The sequence below is a fragment of the Streptomyces sp. NPDC053079 genome (assembly GCF_044546695.1).
In the GTDB taxonomy this organism is placed as follows: Bacteria; Actinomycetota; Actinomycetes; order Streptomycetales; family Streptomycetaceae; genus Streptomyces.
Map to the genome: position 1 here is coordinate 246,037 of NZ_JBITZJ010000008.1, position 17,503 is coordinate 263,539.

The window sequence follows — 17,503 nt, forward strand, 5'->3', positions numbered from 1 at the left end:
ACATCATGATTCCTCCGCACTGGGGAGGGACCAATGGAGAACGTCGCCCGAAGGGCACTGCTGATCGGTGTCCGGCAGGCGCCCGGAGCGCTGGATGCGTTCGAGCCCTTGGACGAAGCGGTCGACGCGGACCTCGCGGCCATGCGATCCGCCCTCGAAGAGTCCGGATACGAGGTGGACACGCTGGCGGGGGCCGAGCGCGCGGCCATCGGGACCGGCATTCACGAGGCCGCCCAGCGGATTCCGGCCGGTGGCACGCTGCTCCTCTACTTCACCGGCCACGGCGTGCGCTTGAACGGCGTGGACTACCTGGTGCCGGCGGACGCCCGGGCACCGCGGGACGGCGACTGGCAGCAGCCCTACCTCGACTCCCTCCTCCGTGCCGACATCAGCCCCTACCTGCGCTCCAGTGCGGCGGGAACCGTGCTGTGGATCATGGATGCCTGCCGCGACGAGCTGTCCGGAACGCGGGAGGCGTTCGGCAGCCACATCGTGCAGGGCCCGCCCACGGGGCGTTTCGCCGTCATGGCGGGTTGCTCGGCCGGAGAGCGTTCCGGTTTCACGGCGGACGGCAGCTTCTTCACCCGGGGGCTGGCCGAGGCCCTCGGTTCCCTGTCGGCGCCGAGAACCGTGGAGGAGGTGTACGCGGCCGCCAAGGCCCACGCCTTCAAGGCCGCCAGAGGACACGGCCTGACGCAGAAGGCGTGGCTGCGCTGCGGCACCGAGCTCGACCGCGAGACACGGGATACGGAGATCTGCCAGGGGCGCCACATGCTGGAGGAGTGGCGGGACGCGGTACTCGACGAACGGCTGTGGAAGCTCGCCACGGCGGCGGACGCCTCGCACAAGGAGGTGTCCCACCTGCAGGAGTGTCTGGTCTCGCTGGTCGGGGAATGCGCGCGTACGGTCCACCACGCCCGCAAGCGGTTACCGGACCCGTGGGCCGACGACGACTTTCCCGTACGCCTGCTCCAGCGCGGCCTCGTCGACCTGCTGCCGGAGGGCGCCGAGCTCTCGCTCGTGGAGGTCGCGGCGGTCCTGGCCGCGCCCTTCCTGCACGAGGCCGCGTGGGCCGAGCGACTGAGCCAGGCGGCGGAGATCGATCCAACGTGGATGCGGCACGACCCCGATGCCGGTCCGCACCGCAGACATCTGGAGCAGGTCTGGGATCACCACGCACCGGCCGCGCAGAAGCTGAGGTCCTGCTGGCTGCAGGACCGTGAGGACGACACGCAGGCCGTCTCCCTGTGGCTGGTGCACCGCTGGATCGCCGAGCGCTTCGAGACGGACGAGCAGCCGGTGCCCGCCGGGCGCGCGGACGCCTGGGCTCGCGACGTGCTGGGCGCGCACGAGAGCGAAGGGGCGCGGAGCGACGAGCTCTCGGTCGCGCTGCGTGGCCTCGCGGCGGCGGTCACCGCGCACGCGCCGCTGGACGACGTCCAGGACATGGCTCCCCTCATGGTCCGTCTCCCCGGGGGATGGAAGCCGCAGCGGCTGCGGGTCCGGCCGCTGGCCGCGCTGCTACGGCTGGCGGCTGCCCTGGCAACCGACGTGCGCACCCTGCCCGAGATCGTCGCCGAACACCTGGCGGTATCGGACCCGCTGCGGCCCGAGGCCGTCGTCCGGGCGGCCCAGCACTCCCTGCGCTGGACGCCTGACGGCGACCAGCTGCACATGGACATGCCCTGCCGGCACCACGCGCTCCACGCCGCCATGGCCGAGACGGCCGAACGAGCCGACCGGCTCGCCTCCCTCGCACGGAGGGCTGCCGAAGACCTCCCCCGCAGCGAGGAAGACCTCCTGACCGCGGTTCCCTCCCGCATCACGGCGCGCGGCCTGCGTCCCTCGCAGCTGCAGGACGGACGTGCAGCGTACGAGATACCTCTGCTGCGCTTTCACCTGGCGCAGACGGAGGTACGCGACCTCCTGATGGGCACCCAGCTCTACGGGGACCGGGCGCTGGCCGTGCGCGAGCTCTACCAGAACGCGATGGACGCCTGCCGGTACCGCGCCATGCGCGGCAAGTACCTGCGGCTCAAGGGGCGGCAGACGCTCGACTGGGCCGGTGAGATCACCATCGTCCAGGGCGAGGACGAGCGCGGGCGGTACGTCGAGTGCCGGGACAACGGCGTCGGCATGAGCAAGGAACAGCTCATGAACACCTTCACCCGGGCCGGCAGCCGCTTCGAACGGTCGCGGACGTTCCAGCGCGAGCAGGCGAGCTGGCTCCGGCTGGACCCGTCTCTGCAGCTGTACCCGAACAGCCGGTTCGGTATCGGCGTCTTCAGCTACTTCATGCTCGCCGACGAGATGTCGATCGTGACCCGGGAGGTGAGCCCGGACGGCATCCCGGCCGACCACGCGTTGCGGGTCGACATTCCGAGCAGCGGGAGCCTGTTCCGCATCCGGCGGCACGACGACAGCCAGGACGGGGACGGGCTGCTGGCGGGAGGAACGCGCGTACGGCTGTATCTGCGCAGTGGAGTCACTGTGTCGTGCGCGGACACGCTCCGGAAACTGGTGCGTGTGAGCGAGTTCGCGTTGAGGGTCGACGACGGATCGCTTGCTGAGGAGTGCTGGGAACCTGGGGTGCTCTACGAAGGCCGTGAGAAGAGCACAGGGCAGGAAGCGGTGCCAGGCGTGCTGTGGTGGGTGAACGGTCAGGGCGCCATCCTGTGCGACGGTATCGCGACGGACAAGACGCCCTACGGCTACGTCCTCAATCTCACCGGCCGGCATGCCGGAAAGCTCACCGTGAACCGCAATGAGCTGCAGGAGTACGACAAGGGCTGGGCAAAGCACAACTGGCGTGAGGGCGCCGGCTGCCTTCCCAAGTGGCCGGGGCTCAGCATGGAGTGGCTCTGGGCACTGGAAGAAAAGAGTCTGCCCACTGCCCGGGTGGTCTGGGGCGTGTTGCGGGGCAAAGGAATACAGGTCCCGTCACGCACGCGCGAGTGGGAATCACACTCCTTGGACGCGGTCGGATGGTTCCGGCCGGACCAGCAGGTGGATCAGGCGATACCGGCCGGCGGTCACGGCATCGCACTGAACGCACGGCCGTGGCGTGCGTCCGTGCTCGGGAGGCGGTATACACCGGCCTCGAAATCCGCCCCTCTGTCATTGACCGGTTTCCCAGTGCCTGGCCCGGGAGACGCTGCCATCTGTGACGAGGTCGGCCAGGACTGGCGCTCCGCCGTATATCAGGCAGCCGGCCGAAACATCACGGTCGCCGATGTGCTGCGATCCCTGCGACGGCTGAGAATCGTCCACCCTTCCGTCGCACCTCCGCCTGTCCTTGACGGAGCACTCGACTGGAAACCGAACGCACTGGACGCTTGGTTGGCCGAGGCGTTGAGGGGCGGCTTGGCCGCGCAGAAGCGGCGGAAGGTCGTCACCACGGAACCGGACGACCTGGGCGCCTTGGTCTGGGCATCGCAGCTCCATCGCAGGCCACTGGGTGAATTGGCCCGCGCGTGCGCGCGCTACGCGCCGCTGCTGCGTTCGCCGGTCCCCGAGGCCCCCGAGCCTCACCAGGACTACGTGTGCACCAGCAGGGACCTCTCGTTGCTCTACGTCACCGAGGGGGACGGAAGTTCACGTTCGACGCGACGCACACAGTGGTCCTGGGACATCTGGGCAGTGGCCCGGGAGCAGTCCATGGACCCGCGGGACGTCCTGAAGCACGTCTCGCAGTTCCGCTGGCTCGGCTGGACTCCCCCAGCCGAACACGAGGTCCTCGCGTGGACCCCGGACGACATCGAGGTCCTCGGAGTCCTTCGGGAATACCTCATCGTCGAGCCCGACGGCCGTCACGTCCTTCCCTGGGCAGCCACCATTGCCGCTGCGGAGCAAGGACTCGAGCCGGAGCGGAACAAGGAAGGAGAGCCGGAGGACGCGGACGATTGGGAGGATTGGTGGGAGACCAATCTGCAGGAGGCCGAAGACAGGCTGGCGAGCTGTGCGGCACGGCTCGGGTTCATCTACAAGAAGCGCTTCGTCTCCGACGATCCCCGGGGCGAGGTCGTGCCGTCGGAAGAGGCGGCGACCATTGTGTCCCTCGCGCACCAGCGCGGAATCCGGGTCGAGGACGGACTCACGCTGGAAGACCTGGCACTGGCGCAGCCGTACGGGCTGGACGAGGAAGATTTCTCCGCTGCTGTTGACGACCTCCGTGATGCGGGAATCTCCGTCCCGGACAACCTAGATCTCATCCACCAGTGGAACGACCTCCCCACCCGTACGCGCTATGCATTTTCAGGGGAGGACCCCAACTGGGACGGCAACGACTTTCCCGTCCTGCCCACTGCGGTGGTGCTCTTCACCGCGAGCACGGAACTGGGCGAGCCCCTCGGCGACATGTGGGAAGTTGTCCGGCGCGAGGCTCCGCGCTTCGAAGTCAGCACCCCCTCCCTGCCCGATTCACTCACCGGCTTCACACCCGCCGGGCAGGAGTGGCAGGCGCTGGTGTCGGGCGGGATGACCGAAGACGATGACGAAGCCGGCCTTCACTTCGAACCCCTCCGCTGGCGCCCCCTGACCGCCGGTTCCCTCGCCCGCTACGCCCACAACCGGAATCTGACCCCGGCCCGTGCCTACGACCGCCTGGCTCCACTCCGCGACATCGGCGCCCTGATCCCCGAGCTCACCCCGGACACACTGGCCGGCTTCCCCCAGACCGTCCCCACCGCACACGACCTCATCGCACTGGAGGACGGCCACCGGGTCTCCTCCCCCGACGCACCCCTCACCCCGCTCGACCTCGTGAGCATGGCCGGCCGTCTGGGTGAACCCGTCACCGACACCTGGCAGCGCATCGAGCCCTACCTGCCCCTGCAGCCGACCCCTCGGCTCTCCGCACCGCACATCCCTCACGTCACCCCCCTCTGGCAGGACCTGGCCCTCCTCTCCCTCCATCTGGACGGCCTCCTGCCCGCCCTCAGCGGCAGCGTGTCCGCGGCTCACGTGAGCTTCGCCGCACGGGAGGTGGGCGAGAGCGCAGCATGGGTATGGCAGCGCCTGGAGTTGTACGCAGATCTGTTCGGACTGGAGCTTGATGAACGTCCCCATGAGTGAGAACCGGGCCGTGGGCGGCCACGACTTCGACGTCCCCTACGTCGAGACGCCGCCCCTGGAGGCGTCCGCGCCGTTCACCGCCCGTACCTCGGCCGATGGCCGGCGGGTGATCGTCGAGGGGCACTGTCCCCGCTGTCAGGGCCGGACGGTGTCCGAGCTCCCCCGCGGTGTCCCGGGCGGCCGCGGGGCCACGAAGGGCGTGCTCTCCCGCCTCTCCGGGCGCGAGCGCCGCGGCGGTGCGCCCGACCCCGCCGCGGAAGTCCTCTCCTCGGAGGTCTTCTTCTGTGAGTGCGGCTACGCCCATCCGCAGCAGCCCGCCGACGTGTCGTTCATGGGGTGCGGGGCCAGCTGGCGTGCCGTCGCGCCGGCAGACGGCGGCAGCGGCCGGTGAGCAGTGCCCGTACGGAACGACGGTGGGCGGAGCTGGCCCGGGAGCTGGAGTTCAACCAGCTGCCGGAGCTGCGCCGCCAGGCCGAGGGGTGGCGGACGGGACTGACCGGGCTGACGGCGCTCATCACGGTGCTGGCCGTGCTCAAGGGGCGGGACAACCTGGCGGATCTGCCCGAGGGGGCCCGGCTGGCCGCCACGTGTCTGCTCGGCAGCGCCTTCCTCGTGCTCGTCGTGGGTTCGCTGCTGGCCGTGCGGGCGTCGCACGGGCGGCCCGGGGACGAGATCATCCTCGGTGGCCAGGCCCTGCGCCGGTGGACCGAGCGCGAGGTGGTGCGCATCAGTCGGTTCGTGAAGGCCTCGGCCGTGTGCTGCGTGCTGGGCGTCGTCCTGGTCTTCGCCGCGGTGGCCACCGCCTGGTCAACGGCGGGCGGCCCGGCGGCGGGCCTCGTACAGGTCCGCACGCCGTCGGCCACCGTGTGCGGCGAACTCCACGCGGCGGGGTCTGAGGGGGTGAGCCTGTGGGTCACGGCGGAGGGCCGGCGTGAACTGCGCGTCCTGCCGGTGGGGGCGGACACCTCGATCACGCCCGCCAAGGCCTGCCCCGCCGCCCGGCCGTGACGGCGGGGGCGGCGGGGACGGGCCTCAGCGTTCCTTCTGTGCCAGCCTCAGCAGGTGGTCCGCCAGGGCCTGGCCGCCGGCCGGGTCGCGGCTGATCAGGAGGAGGGTGTCGTCGCCGGCGATGGTGCCGATGATCTCGTGGACGCCCGCCTGGTCGATGGCCGAGGCGAAGAACTGCGCCGCGCCCGGCGGGGTGCGCAGGACCACGAGGTTGGCCGAGGCCTCGGCCGAGATCAGCAGTTCGGCGGCCAGGCGGCCCATGCGGGCCTCCGTGGCGGACTCGCCGAGGGGGGCCCGGGGGGTGCGGTCGCCGCCCTCGGAGGGGACCGCGTAGATGAGCTCGCCGCCGGTGTTGCGGATCTTCACCGCGCCCAGCTCGTCGAGATCCCGGGAGAGCGTCGCCTGCGTGACGGAGAGGCCGTCGTCCGCGAGCAGCTTGGCCAGCTGGCTCTGCGACCTGACGGCTTGCCGGCTGAGGATGTCCACGATCCGGCGGTGGCGTGCGGTGCGGGTCTGCGGCACGGCCTGGCCGCCGTGGCCCGGCTCGGTCTCCTGCGCCTCGGTCATCGTTGTCGTCAGTCTCCGGATCGTCGTTCCCCGTGTGCCCCGCCGGCGGCGGCGTCCAGTACGCCGGGCAGCGCCTGGAGGAACGTCTCCACCTCATCCTCGGTGATGATCAGTGGAGGGGCCAGCCGCACCACGTGGGGTGCGACCGCGTTCACCAGGAGACCGGCTTCCTGGGCCGCCTGCTGCACCTTTGGTGCGAGGGGCTCGTCAAGGACAATACCCAGGAGCAGGCCCGCACCACGGACGTGGCCGACGAGCGGGTGCTTCAGCGCAGCGATCCCGTCACGCAGCAGGGCGCCCGTGCGCCGGACGTGGGCGAGGGCGTCCCCGGCCGCGAGGGTGTCGAGGACGGCGAGGGCGGCCGCGCAGGAGACGGGGTTGCCGCCGAACGTGGAGCCGTGCTGACCGGGTGTCAGCAGGTCGGCGGCGGGTCCGAAGGCCAGGGTGGCCCCGATGGGCAGGCCGCCGCCGAGGCCCTTGGCGAGGGTGACGACGTCGGGCTCGATGCCCTCGGACGTGTGCGCGAACCAGTCCCCGGTGCGGCCGATACCTGTCTGGATCTCGTCCAGTACCAGCAGCGTCCCGGTGGCCCGGGTGATCTCGCGGGCGGCGGCCAGATAGCCCTCCGGCGGCACGACCACGCCGTTCTCGCCCTGGACCGGCTCCAGCACCACCAGCGCGGTGTCGGTGGTGACCGCCGCGCGCAGGGCCGCGACGTCCCCGTACGGGACGTGGGTGACGTCTCCGGGCAGCGGAAGGAACGGTTCCTGCTTCGTGGGCTGGCCGGTGAGGGCGAGGGCCCCCATGGTGCGGCCGTGGAAGCCGCCGGCGGCGGCCACCATGTGGGTGCGGCCCGTGCGCCGGCCGATCTTGAAGGCGGCTTCGACCGCCTCCGCGCCGGAGTTGGAGAAGTACACCCGCCCCGGCCGGCCGGCCAGACTCAGCAGCCGCTCCGCCAACTGGACGGTGGGCTCGGCGGTGAAGAGGTTGGAGACGTGGCCCAGCGTGGCGATCTGGTCGGAGACCGCGCGGACGATCGCGGGGTGCGCGTGCCCGAGGGCGTTGACCGCGATGCCGCCGACGAAGTCCAGGTAGGCGTTGCCGTCGGCGTCCCAGACCGTGCTGCCCTCGCCGCGCACCAGCGGGATGCGGGGGGTGCCGTAGTTGTCCATGAGGGCGCCTTGCCAGCGCCGGGTGAGATCCGCGTTGGTCATGACTTCCCCTCGGGGTCAGGGACGACCATCGTGCCGATGCCCTCGTCCGTGAAGATCTCCAGCAGGATGGCGTGCTGGACCCGTCCGTCGATGACGCGGGCGGTGGTGACGCCGTTGCGGACGGCGTGCAGGCAGCCCTCCATCTTGGGGACCATGCCGCTGGCCAGCTCGGGCAGCAGCCGCTCCAGCTCGCTGGCGGTGAGCTGGCTGATGACGTCGTCGCTGTGGGGCCAGTCGGCGTAGAGGCCCTCGACGTCGGTGAGGACCATCAGGGTCTCGGCGCCCAGCGCGGCGGCGAGCGCGGCGGCGGCGGTGTCGGCGTTGACGTTGTAGACGTGGTCGTCGTCGGCGCTGCGGGCGATGGAGGAGATGACGGGGATGCGGCCGTCGTCCAGCAGTGCGCGCACCGCGCTCGGGTCGATGTCGGTGATCTCGCCGACCCGGCCGATGTCCACCCGCTCGCCGTCGATCTCGGCGAAGTGCTGGGTGGCCGTCATCAGGTGGGCGTCCTCGCCGGTGAGGCCGACGGCGAGCGGGCCGTGCCGGTTGAGGAGCCCGACGAGCTCGCGCTGGACCTGGCCGGCCAGCACCATGCGGACGACGTCCATGGCCTCGGGCGTGGTGACCCGCAGCCCGGCCTTGAACTCCGACGGCAGGCCCATCCGGTCCAGCTGGGCGCTGATCTGCGGGCCGCCGCCGTGCACGACGACCGGGCGCAGTCCGGCGTGGTGGAGGAAGACGACGTCCTGGGCGAAGGCGGCCTTCAGCTCGTCGTCGATCATGGCGTTGCCGCCGAACTTGATGACGACGGTCTTGCCGTGATGGCGCGTCAGCCAGGGCAGCGCCTCGACGAGGGTGCGGGCCTTGGGCAGGGCGGTGTGCTTGCGGGTGCTCATGAGCTGTACGCGCTGTTCTCGTGGACGTAGTCGGCGGTCAGGTCGTTGGCCCAGATGACGGCGGTCTCGGTGCCCTCGGCCAGGTCGGCGGTGATGCGGACCTCCCGGTAGCGCATGTCGACGAGGTCGCGGTCCTCACCGACGGAGCCGTTCCGGCAGACCCAGACGCCGTTGATGGCCACGTTGAGCTTGTCGGGGTCGAAGGCGGCGGAGGTGGTGCCGATGGCGGAGAGCACCCGGCCCCAGTTGGGGTCCTCGCCGTGGATGGCGCACTTGAGGAGGTTGTTGCGGGCGATGGAGCGGCCCACCTCCACGGCGTCGTCCTCGGTGGCCGCGCCGACGACCTCGATGCGGATGTCCTTGCTGGCGCCCTCGGCGTCGCCGATGAGCTGGCGGGCGAGGTCGTCGCAGACGGTGCGGACGGCCTCGGCGAAGGCGGCCGCGTCCGGGGTGATGCCGGAGGCTCCGGAGGCGAGCAGCAGCACGGTGTCGTTGGTGGACATGCAGCCGTCGGAGTCGACGCGGTCGAAGGTCTGCCGCGTGGCGGACCGCAGGGTCGCGTCGAGGCCTTCGGCGTCCACGTCGGCGTCGGTGGTGAGGACGACGAGCATGGTGGCCAGGCCCGGGGCGAGCATGCCCGCGCCCTTGGCCATGCCGCCCACCGTCCAGCCCTCGCCCTGGGCGACGGCGGTCTTGTGGACGGTGTCGGTGGTCTTGATGGCGATGGCGGCCTTCTCGCCGCCGTGCGCGGAGAGTTCGGCGGCGGCCTTGTCGATGCCGGGCAGCAGCTTGTCCATGGGCAGCCGGACGCCGATGAGGCCGGTGGAGGCGACGGCGATCTCGCCGGCGTTGTGGCCCAGCACCTCGGCGGCCTTCTCCGCGGTGGCGTGGGTGTCCTGGAAGCCCTCGGGGCCGGTGCAGGCGTTGGCGCCGCCGGAGTTGAGGACGACGGCGGAGACCTGACCGCCCTTGAGGACCTGCTGGGACCACAGGACGGGTGCGGCCTTGACGCGGTTGGCGGTGAACACGCCGGCGGCGGCCAGACGCGGTCCCTGGTTGACCACGAGGGCCAGGTCGGGCCCGCCGCTCTCCTTGATCCCGGCGGCGATGCCCGCGGCCGTGAAGCCCTTTGCTGCGGTGACGCTCACTGCATCTCCTCGTCGGTCGTGCTCGTGGTGTTCCGGGGGTCGCACGGCACCAGCCGTGCCAGTACGGTCGCGATCATCCGGCGGACGCTCACGGCGCCACCCCGGTGGCCGGCAGCCCCAGCTCCTCGGGGAGCCCGAGGGCGAGGTTCATGCTCTGGACCGCGCCGCCGGCGGTGCCCTTGGTGAGGTTGTCGATGGCGCTGACGGCGACGATGCGGCCGGCCGCCTCGTCGAGGGCGACCTGGACGAGCGCGGTGTTGGAGCCGTACACGGACGCCGTGGCCGGCCACTGCCCCTCGGGCAGGAGGCGGGCGAACGGCTCGTCCTGAAAGGCCTTCTCGTACGCGGCCCGCAGGGACTGCGCGGTGGTGCCCGGGGCGGCCTTGGCGCTGCACGTGGCGAGGATGCCGCGCGACATGGGCGCCAGGGTGGGGGTGAAGGAGACGCTGACGGTCTCCCCGGCGACGGCCGAGAGGTTCTGGCTCATCTCGGGGGTGTGCCGGTGCCCGCCGCCGACGCCGTACGGGCTCATCGAGCCCATGACCTCGCTGCCGAGCAGGTGGGGCCTGGCGGCCTTGCCGGCGCCGGACGTGCCGGAGGCGGCGACGATCACGGCCTCGGGCCCGGCCAGGGCGGCGGCGTAGGCGGGGAAGAGCGCGAGCGAGACGGCGGTGGGGAAGCAGCCGGGCACGGCGACCCGCTTCGTCCCCCGCAGCGCCTGCCGGGCGCCGGGCAGCTCGGGCAGCCCGTACGGCCACGTGCCGGCGTGGGGCGAGCCGTAGAAGCGCTCCCACTGCCCCGCGTCCCGCAGCCGGAAGTCCGCGCCGCAGTCGACGACCAGCACCCCGTCGCCGAGCTCCGCCGCGACGGCGGCGGACTGCCCGTGCGGCAGGGCGAGGAAGACGACGTCGTGTCCGGCGAGCACCTCGGCCGTGGTCGGCTCGAGCACCCGCGCGGCGAGCTGCGGCAGGTGCGGCTGGAGGACGCCCAGCGGCTGACCGGCGTTGGAGTTCCCGGTCACGGCGCCGATGCGCACCTCGGGGTGCCCGAGCAGCAGGCGCAGTATCTCCCCGCCCGCGTATCCACTCGCCCCGGCCACTGCGGCACGTATCGCCATCGGTCGTTCCTCCTCCGTATCGAGCATGACTATACGGATGCCTGCAGTTTTATGCAATGCCTCTTTTGAATGCGCTCTTTACGGGCCATATCAGGCCGCGCAGGCCGTGGCGCCACGTGTGGCGCCATTAATGGCTCGCCATGGCGCCATTCATGCGCCATGATGACGCCACGAGCGGCGAATCCCTCGGCCTCACGGGCCGGAGGGGTGCGCGTTCGCGGGGGTGGGCCATCAAAAGGGGGACGGATCATGGAGACAGCACAGGGCCGGCAGCAGGCGGCACCGGGGGCCTTCGCCGCCTTCGCCCGCTTCGTGCTCTGCGGCGGCGGGGTAGGGCTCGCCTCCAGCTTCGCCGTGGTGGCCCTCGCCTCCTGGGTTCCCTGGTTCCTGGCCAACGCCCTGATCACCGTGGTCTCCACGCTCCTCGCCACCGAGCTGCACGCCCGCTTCACCTTCGGCGCCGGCGGACGCGCGACCTGGCGCCAGCATGCGCAGTCGGCCGGGTCCGCGGCGGCCGCGTACGCGGTGACCTGCGGGGCGATGCTCGCCCTGCAGCAACTGGTGGCGGCGCCCGGTGCGGTGCTCGAGCAGGTCGTCTATCTGTCCGCCTCCGCACTCGCCGGGGTCGCGCGGTTCGCGGTGCTGCGCCTCGTCGTCTTCGCGCGCGGCCGCTCGCAAGCCGCGACCACCGCCCTCCCCGTGCACGCGACCGTGGCCCTCGCCTCGGCCCCGGCCGGCCCCGCAGAACTCTGCCACGCCGCCTGACCGTTCCACCCCGCCGTTCCACCTTCGCCCGTTCGCGCAGGTCACAGGCGGTAAAACGTCCCGGCGTCCCGCATCGGCGGCAGCCTCTGGCGGTGGGGACGGCCCCCGGGCCAGGGTCGGGGCCAGACCCGCCGGGCCGACCGGCACCGCACCGACAGACAACGGGGAATCCCACATGTCCCAGCACAGCCGACGCCTCACCGCCGCCCTCCTGACCGCCGCCGGCCTGACGGCGGTCGCCGGCGTCGGCGCCACTCCGGCTGCCGCCGTCCGCGGCGGCTCGGCCACCACGAGCCAGGCGGCGCCCTTCACCGTGATGCTCAAGAACCCGGACGCGCCGGCGGGCGCGGACAGCGCGTGGTGCGGCGGCACCCTCGTCGCCCCCGACAAGGTGCTCACGGCCGCCCACTGCGTGACGAACGCGCCCCGCCCCCTGTCGATGACCGTGGTCGGCGGGCGCACCGACCGGCTGTCGGCGGCGGGCCAGGAACGGCGCGTCACCGCCGTCAAGCTGGACCCGCGGTACACGAGCGACCTCGTGCACGACGCGGCCGTCCTCACCCTGGACAAGCCGCTTCCGTACAAGCCGCTGCGCGTCGCGACGGACAAGGACGCCGCGCTGTACGCCACCGGGCGCACCGCCACCGTCTACGGCTGGGGCCTCACCGACGGCGCCACCCAGGGCCGCGTCCTGAAGAAGGCCACCCTGACCCTCTCTCCGCTCGCCGCGTGCGAGCCGTACTCCAACACCACCGACACGACCCTGAAGGTCTGCGGCACCTCCGCGAAGGGCAAGGGCGACAGCATCTGTCCGGGCGACTCGGGCGGTCCGCTCGTCGCCGACGGGGTCCTGATCGGCATCGTGTCGACGGGCAACAAGTACTGCGACGCCCAGTACCCGGTCTCGGTCTTCACCAAGGTGAGCACGGTCGCCCCGGCGCTGGGCCTGCGCTAGCCCGGCCACGCGGTCACATGGGGAGGGAATGCAGCCGCACCGGGCCCTCGGGCCATGGCGCGTCCCCGTGCAGGGGCGTCCACATGGTGCACAGCGGCATGACCACGGGGCCCGTGGGCTGTTCGACGTGGACGTCCCCCTCGAGCACCCGCCACCCCAGCCGGCGGTAGAGGGCGACGAGGGGCGGCCGGCAGAAGAGGAGGGCGTGGCGGGGACCCATGGTGCGGGCGTGGTCCAGGGCCGCCGTCATGACCAGCCGGGCCAGACCCTGGCCCCGGGCGTCGGCCGCGACGGCCACCCCGCCGACGCCCACCGCCTCGGTGGCCGCCCCGCCGACCGAGAGCGGCAGCCTCACCAGGCCGGTGTGCGCGACGAGCCGGCCCGCACGCCTGATGCCGAAGTGCTCGTCCTTGGGGCGCCACGTCAGGCCGGTGTCCTCGACGCCGAAGGGGTCCGCGACGTCACCGAGGATCTCGCTCAGGTCGGTCTTCGTGTACTGCGCGAGCCGCACCACGGCCGGCGGCGTGGGAAAGGGATCATCAGTCATCTCCCCATGATCACTCCCGGCCCGGCGGAGGGGTCAGTATCCGGCCGGGCGCACCAGGCCCGTCTCGTAGGCGAAGACGGCTGCCTGGGTCCGGTCGCGCAGGCCCAGCTTGACCAGGATCCGGCTCACATGGGTCTTCACGGTCTGTTCCGCGAGCACCAGGCGTGCGGCGATCTCCGCGTTGGACAGGCCCTGGGCGATCAGGGACAGGACCTCGGTCTCGCGTTCCGTCAGGCCGCCGACGCGTTCCCTGAGCGGGGCGCGGGGGGCGCCGGCCGTCCGGGAGAACTCGGCGATGAGGCGCTTGGTGAGGTTCGGGGAAAGCAGGGCGTCGCCGCCCGCCACCACGCGGACGGCGTGGGCGAGCTCGTCGGCCGAGGCGTCCTTCAGCAGGAACCCGGACGCGCCCGCGCGCAGCGCCTCGTAGACGTACTCGTCAAGGTCGAAGGTGGTCAGGACCAGGACCTTGACGGTGGCGCCGGCGGGCGCGGTGATGCGGCGCGTGGCGTCGATGCCGCCGAGCCGGGGCATGCGGATGTCCATCAGCACGACGTCCGGGGCGAGTTCGGCGACCTTGGCGACGGCGTCCTCGCCGTCCACGGCCTGGCCGACGACCTCGATGCCGGGTTCGGCGTTGAGCAGGACCGTGAAGCCCTGACGGACCATCATCTGGTCGTCGGCGATCAGCACGCGGATGGCGGTCATGCGGTGTCCTCGACGGGGTCGGCGCCTGGGGCGGCGAAGAGTACGGGCAGGGTGGCGATCACTTCGTAGCCGCCGTCGGGGGTGGCTCCGGCGGCGAGTTCGCCGCCGAGCATCGCGGTGCGCTCGCGCATGCCGAGCAGGCCGTGGCCGGCGCCCGGCGAGGGCGCCACCGGCCGGTCCGGGGCGGTGTTGACGACGCGGACCGTGACCCCCGAGGGGTGGTAGCCGATCCCCACGCGCACCTGGGCTCCGGGGGCGTGGCGCATCGCGTTGCTGAGCGACTCCTGGACGATGCGGAAGGCCGAGAGCTCCACGCCCGGGGACAGCGAGCGCGGCCGGCCCGTGATCTCGGTGGTGACGGCGAGGCCGGCGCCCCGTACGTTCTCGACCAGTTCGGCCAGGCGGTCGAGGGTGGGCTGCGGCGCGTGTCGCGCACCCTCGGCGGAGGGGTCCTCGGAGCGCAGGACGCCCAGGACCCGGCGCAGTTCGGTCAGCGCCTCGACCGCGTTCTGGCGGATGCCGGCGAGGTTCTCCTTCAGATCCGCGGACGGGTTCTCGACCAGGTGCGGGGCGACCTGGGCCTGGATGGAGATGACCGACATGTGGTGAGCGACCACGTCGTGCAGCTCGCGGGCGATGCGGTTGCGCTCCTCCAGCAGGGTGCGCCGGGAGCGCTCCTCGGCGGTGAGCACCTCCTGCTCGACCAGGCGCGTGCGGGCCACCCGGCTCATGCGCAGGGAGGCTCCGACGACGACCGCGGTCGCGAAGGGTACGAGGGCGCGGGTGAGGACCTCGTTGTGGTCCTGGGTCTGGAAGACGGTGTTGAGCAGCCCGGACAGGACGGTCAGTGTCAGCGCCTGGGCCGCGATCAGGGGGCGGACCCGCAGGGCGAGGAGGAGCAGCACGAGGGTGTGCAGGACGATGCCCTCGATGCCCCACGGCCACAGGTGGTCCCGGCTGACCTCGGCCTCGCCGAGCGCCGCGACGAGGAAGAGGGTGGTCGTCGACAGCCACCAGGCGGGTACCGGGCGGGACAGCGCGAGGACGACGGACGCCGACTGGAGCACCGAGAGCAGCATCCGGAGTGTCGGATTCTGGTGGAACTCCCCGCTGCTGCCGGCGACGTTGAAGGGACAGATGAACAGCGCGATCAGCACCACGTGGGCATGCGGCAGCCAGCCGAGCGAGCGCAGCCGCGGCAGCGGGTCGCGCCGCATCGTCAACAGGCCCGTGGCCAGGGCGCGCAGCGTCGAGCGCGCCCCTGCGGCGAACCGTTCCTTCTCCCCCATCCGCACAAGATCAACTCTAGGCACGCCGTACCTCCGCCGTCCGCGCGGGCCCCCGCCCGCGCACGGTGCGGCTCCCGCCGCGCCCGCCCGCGGTGCCCCGTTCGTAGGCGTGGAAGGCCGCCAGGCACACCAGCAGCGCCACGGCGAACACCGGCAGCCAGGCCAGCCGGGCGAGCACCCAGCCGGGTCCGTCGGGCACGGTGTGCAGGCCGGGCAGGGCCTCGCCCGCGAGCAGGCCGAGGGCGGTTACCGCCATCATCGCGGTCTGGTGCCAGAGGAAGACGGTCATCGCGGCCAGGTTCACCAGCGCCACCGCCGCCCACGCCACCGGCCGCCGCAGCAGCCGGCGCAGCGGGCCGAGCAGCAGCAGGGCCGCCCCGCACTGGGCGAGGCCGAAGGTGACGGCCGCGAGGGTGGGCGGGTCGAGGTTGGACACCGCGGCGCCGGGCACCCCGACCATGGACGCCGGGTAACCGGCGTACAGGACGAGGCCCGTGGCGGCGGCCGCGCCGCCGGCCAGCAGCGCCCGCCCGGTCGCGCGCACCGGGAAGGCGCCGCGCGCCCAGGCCGCGCCCAGGCAGTACGGCACCAGCCAGCCGGCGGCCACGTTCAGCCAGCCGAGCCAGGCGGGGCCGCCGAGGCCCAGCCGGACGAGGTCCCCGCACGCCACCACCGCGAGCGGCCACAGCGGGTGCAGCCCGGCGACCAGCGGGGTCGCGGCCGTCAGCACCGCGAAGACCAGCAGGAACCACAGGGGGGAGAGCACCAGCTTGCCCAGGGTGTGCACGGTCGCGTACCCGGCCCCGGCCGCCAGCATCGCGCCCGCCGCCACCGTCCACACCGCCAGCACGGCGGCGACCGGCCCGAACAGCCGCGCCAGCCGGGCGCCGAGCCACTGCCGGTACGTCGCGCCGCGGGCGCGGGCCGAGGCGTACCCCGCGGCGCCGACGTGCCCGCCCACCAGGAAGAAGACGGCGAGGGTCTGGAACAGCCAGGAGAGGGGGGCCAGCCCGGGCATGTGCTGCAGGGGGCTGGCGCCGCGCACCGTGCCGGTGTCGGCGACCAGGGCGGTGACCAGCCAGTGGCCGAGGACCACGCCGAGGACGGCGAGGGCGCGCAGGGCGTCGATGCCGCGGTCGCGGCCGGGCGGGGTGGCGCGCTCGATGCGCCGTACGGTGTCACGCATGGCGACCCTCCTCGGCGGGCATCGCTCCGGAGACGATCCGGGCGATGTTCCTCAGGGACGTGGAGCGGGGCTCGAGGTAGTCGCCGTGCCCGGCGGAGCCCGCGTCGAAGGGGCGGGCTCCGAACCGCTTCGCGAGCGGATCGGTGCCGAGCCCGACGGTGGCGAAGCCCAGGGCGAGGCGTATGTGCGGCACGTCCGCGATCCAGTCGCGGGCGCCGCGGCCCGCCCAGACCCTGGCCCGCGTCCGCAAGTGGCCGACATGGTCGGCGGCGCCGGTGCCGGGGCTGCCGTACAGGACGATGTCGGCGACCGGCAGGCCCGGGGCGGCCCGGGCGCAGACGACCGCGCCGTAGGAGTGGCACACCAGCGAGGTCCTCGCCGCCGGCCTGGCGACGCTCAACTCCTGGACGAAGTCCCGCAGTCGGGGGGCGGCGGTGTCGGCCCGCGCCGGCGTGAGCACCGCGGTGCTGAAGGTGCCCGGGGTGCCGTAGCCGAGCCAGGCGACGACGGCGGCCCGCTCGCCCAGCTCCCGCCGCAGGGCCACGGCGCCGGCCAGGAACCGCCCGTAGGTGTCGAGGCTGGTGTCGGAACCGGGTACCAGCACCGCGATCCGCTCTGCGCGCGCGAGGTCGCCGAGGACCTCGGCGGTGCGTCCGCCGTCACGGCCGTCGAAGGCGAGGAAGCGGCGCGCCGGGTCGGCCATGGCGCGCAGCGTGGCGGCCCGTCGGCGGTCGCCGTGGGCGGCGGCCGCCCGTTCGGCCGCCCGGATGCCGGCGCGGTGGGCGGCGTAGCGCTCCTGGAGCGCGGCGGGGGTCGCGGCGCGCAGGGGGGTGAGGGCGGCGGGGGCGGGGGCCGGGACCGCCGCCGGGCGGGCGACGCCCGCCACCGGCACCGCGACGGAGGCGGCGACGAGCGCGGCGAGCAGGGCGCGGCGCGGGCCGCTGCGCGGGCGGGACGCCATGACGGCCATGACGGGGTCCTTCCGTACCGGGGGCTTTCGTGCTTGCGGTACGGAAGGTAGGGATCAGGTGGT

Annotated in this window: 15 protein-coding genes; 5 read left to right on the forward strand and 10 right to left on the reverse strand. The window is 72.7% G+C overall.

The features are described 5' to 3' along the window. The first annotated feature begins 33 nt into the window (after positions 1 to 33). Genes ACIGXW_RS28855 through ACIGXW_RS28865 form a run of 3 tightly spaced genes read left to right on the forward strand, consistent with a single transcriptional unit; the run spans position 34 to position 6,081 of the window. On the forward strand, positions 34 to 5,073 hold the full coding sequence (locus tag ACIGXW_RS28855; protein WP_399575661.1) for a caspase family protein: 5,040 nt from the start codon (positions 34 to 36) through the stop codon (positions 5,071 to 5,073). Continuing rightward, positions 5,066 to 5,464 carry a hypothetical protein gene (locus tag ACIGXW_RS28860; protein WP_399575663.1) on the forward strand — a complete coding sequence of 133 codons (399 nt, stop codon included), beginning with the start codon at positions 5,066 to 5,068 and terminating at the stop codon, positions 5,462 to 5,464. The genes ACIGXW_RS28855 and ACIGXW_RS28860 overlap by 8 nt, the downstream gene beginning before the upstream one ends. Then, positions 5,461 to 6,081 carry a hypothetical protein gene (locus ACIGXW_RS28865; protein ID WP_399575665.1) on the forward strand — a complete coding sequence of 207 codons (621 nt, stop codon included), beginning with the start codon at positions 5,461 to 5,463 and terminating at the stop codon, positions 6,079 to 6,081. The genes ACIGXW_RS28860 and ACIGXW_RS28865 overlap by 4 nt, the downstream gene beginning before the upstream one ends. A gap of 24 nt (positions 6,082 to 6,105) precedes the next feature. Here ACIGXW_RS28865 and ACIGXW_RS28870 read toward each other — a convergent pair whose 3' ends face one another. The 5 genes from ACIGXW_RS28870 to argC form a co-directional block, all read right to left on the reverse strand. Next, positions 6,106 to 6,648: an arginine repressor gene (locus ACIGXW_RS28870; protein WP_360911745.1), complete on the reverse strand. Its 543-nt coding sequence runs from the start codon at positions 6,646 to 6,648 to the stop codon at positions 6,106 to 6,108. An 8-nt stretch (positions 6,649 to 6,656) separates the two neighbouring features. Next, the gene (locus ACIGXW_RS28875) at positions 6,657 to 7,862 is read right to left on the reverse strand and encodes an acetylornithine transaminase (protein WP_399575667.1); all 1,206 of its coding nucleotides are present in this window, start codon (positions 7,860 to 7,862) and stop codon (positions 6,657 to 6,659) included. After that, positions 7,859 to 8,758, reverse strand: coding sequence for an acetylglutamate kinase (gene argB / locus ACIGXW_RS28880; RefSeq protein WP_399575668.1), 900 nt, complete (start codon positions 8,756 to 8,758; stop codon positions 7,859 to 7,861). Before argB ends, ACIGXW_RS28875 begins: the two co-directional genes overlap by 4 nt. Then, entirely contained in the window at positions 8,755 to 9,906 is a 1,152-nt protein-coding gene (gene argJ, locus ACIGXW_RS28885) for a bifunctional glutamate N-acetyltransferase/amino-acid acetyltransferase ArgJ (protein ID WP_399575670.1), read from the reverse strand. The genes argB and argJ overlap by 4 nt, the downstream gene beginning before the upstream one ends. A gap of 88 nt (positions 9,907 to 9,994) precedes the next feature. Further along, a complete protein-coding gene (gene argC / locus ACIGXW_RS28890) occupies positions 9,995 to 11,023 on the reverse strand; it encodes an N-acetyl-gamma-glutamyl-phosphate reductase (protein ID WP_399575672.1) in 1,029 nt (342 codons plus the stop codon). Positions 11,024 to 11,272: 249 nt separating this feature from the next. Between argC and ACIGXW_RS28895 the strand changes: the two genes are divergently transcribed. Continuing rightward, complete coding sequence (locus ACIGXW_RS28895) at positions 11,273 to 11,788, forward strand: hypothetical protein (protein WP_399575674.1); 516 nt, start codon at positions 11,273 to 11,275, stop codon at positions 11,786 to 11,788. A 175-nt stretch (positions 11,789 to 11,963) separates the two neighbouring features. Continuing rightward, positions 11,964 to 12,743: a S1 family peptidase gene (locus tag ACIGXW_RS28900; RefSeq protein WP_399575676.1), complete on the forward strand. Its 780-nt coding sequence runs from the start codon at positions 11,964 to 11,966 to the stop codon at positions 12,741 to 12,743. Positions 12,744 to 12,756: 13 nt separating this feature from the next. Here ACIGXW_RS28900 and ACIGXW_RS28905 read toward each other — a convergent pair whose 3' ends face one another. Genes ACIGXW_RS28905 through ACIGXW_RS28925 form a run of 5 tightly spaced genes read right to left on the reverse strand, consistent with a single transcriptional unit; the run spans position 12,757 to position 17,431 of the window. Beyond that, on the reverse strand, positions 12,757 to 13,290 hold the full coding sequence (locus tag ACIGXW_RS28905; RefSeq protein ID WP_399575678.1) for a GNAT family N-acetyltransferase: 534 nt from the start codon (positions 13,288 to 13,290) through the stop codon (positions 12,757 to 12,759). Positions 13,291 to 13,323: 33 nt separating this feature from the next. Further along, entirely contained in the window at positions 13,324 to 13,995 is a 672-nt protein-coding gene (locus tag ACIGXW_RS28910; RefSeq protein WP_399575679.1) for a response regulator, read from the reverse strand. After that, positions 13,992 to 15,284, reverse strand: coding sequence for a sensor histidine kinase (locus tag ACIGXW_RS28915; protein WP_399575682.1), 1,293 nt, complete (start codon positions 15,282 to 15,284; stop codon positions 13,992 to 13,994). The genes ACIGXW_RS28910 and ACIGXW_RS28915 overlap by 4 nt, the downstream gene beginning before the upstream one ends. Positions 15,285 to 15,300: 16 nt before the next feature. After that, positions 15,301 to 16,470 (reverse strand): acyltransferase, encoded by a 1,170-nt coding sequence (locus ACIGXW_RS28920; RefSeq protein ID WP_399575683.1) that lies wholly within the window; start codon positions 16,468 to 16,470, stop codon positions 15,301 to 15,303. Beyond that, a complete protein-coding gene (locus ACIGXW_RS28925; RefSeq protein ID WP_399575926.1) occupies positions 16,463 to 17,431 on the reverse strand; it encodes an alpha/beta fold hydrolase in 969 nt (322 codons plus the stop codon). Before ACIGXW_RS28925 ends, ACIGXW_RS28920 begins: the two co-directional genes overlap by 8 nt. Positions 17,432 to 17,503: the final 72 nt, after the last annotated feature.

Bases quoted from the DNA above. Each gene is read 5' to 3' on its own strand.
- ACIGXW_RS28900 (WP_399575676.1), top strand. From the start codon at position 11,964: ATGTCCCAGCACAGCCGACGCCTCACCGCCGCCCTCCTGACCGCCGCC.
- ACIGXW_RS28875 (WP_399575667.1), bottom strand. From the start codon at position 7,862: ATGACCAACGCGGATCTCACCCGGCGCTGGCAAGGCGCCCTCATGGAC.
- ACIGXW_RS28870 (WP_360911745.1), bottom strand. From the start codon at position 6,648: ATGACCGAGGCGCAGGAGACCGAGCCGGGCCACGGCGGCCAGGCCGTG.
- ACIGXW_RS28905 (WP_399575678.1), bottom strand. From the start codon at position 13,290: ATGACTGATGATCCCTTTCCCACGCCGCCGGCCGTGGTGCGGCTCGCG.
- ACIGXW_RS28895 (WP_399575674.1), top strand. From the start codon at position 11,273: ATGGAGACAGCACAGGGCCGGCAGCAGGCGGCACCGGGGGCCTTCGCC.
- ACIGXW_RS28860 (WP_399575663.1), top strand. From the start codon at position 5,066: ATGAGTGAGAACCGGGCCGTGGGCGGCCACGACTTCGACGTCCCCTAC.
- argB (WP_399575668.1), bottom strand. From the start codon at position 8,758: ATGAGCACCCGCAAGCACACCGCCCTGCCCAAGGCCCGCACCCTCGTC.
- ACIGXW_RS28920 (WP_399575683.1), bottom strand. From the start codon at position 16,470: ATGCGTGACACCGTACGGCGCATCGAGCGCGCCACCCCGCCCGGCCGC.
- ACIGXW_RS28855 (WP_399575661.1), top strand. From the start codon at position 34: ATGGAGAACGTCGCCCGAAGGGCACTGCTGATCGGTGTCCGGCAGGCG.
- ACIGXW_RS28910 (WP_399575679.1), bottom strand. From the start codon at position 13,995: ATGACCGCCATCCGCGTGCTGATCGCCGACGACCAGATGATGGTCCGT.
- ACIGXW_RS28925 (WP_399575926.1), bottom strand. From the start codon at position 17,431: ATGGCGTCCCGCCCGCGCAGCGGCCCGCGCCGCGCCCTGCTCGCCGCG.
- argC (WP_399575672.1), bottom strand. From the start codon at position 11,023: ATGGCGATACGTGCCGCAGTGGCCGGGGCGAGTGGATACGCGGGCGGG.
- ACIGXW_RS28915 (WP_399575682.1), bottom strand. From the start codon at position 15,284: ATGGGGGAGAAGGAACGGTTCGCCGCAGGGGCGCGCTCGACGCTGCGC.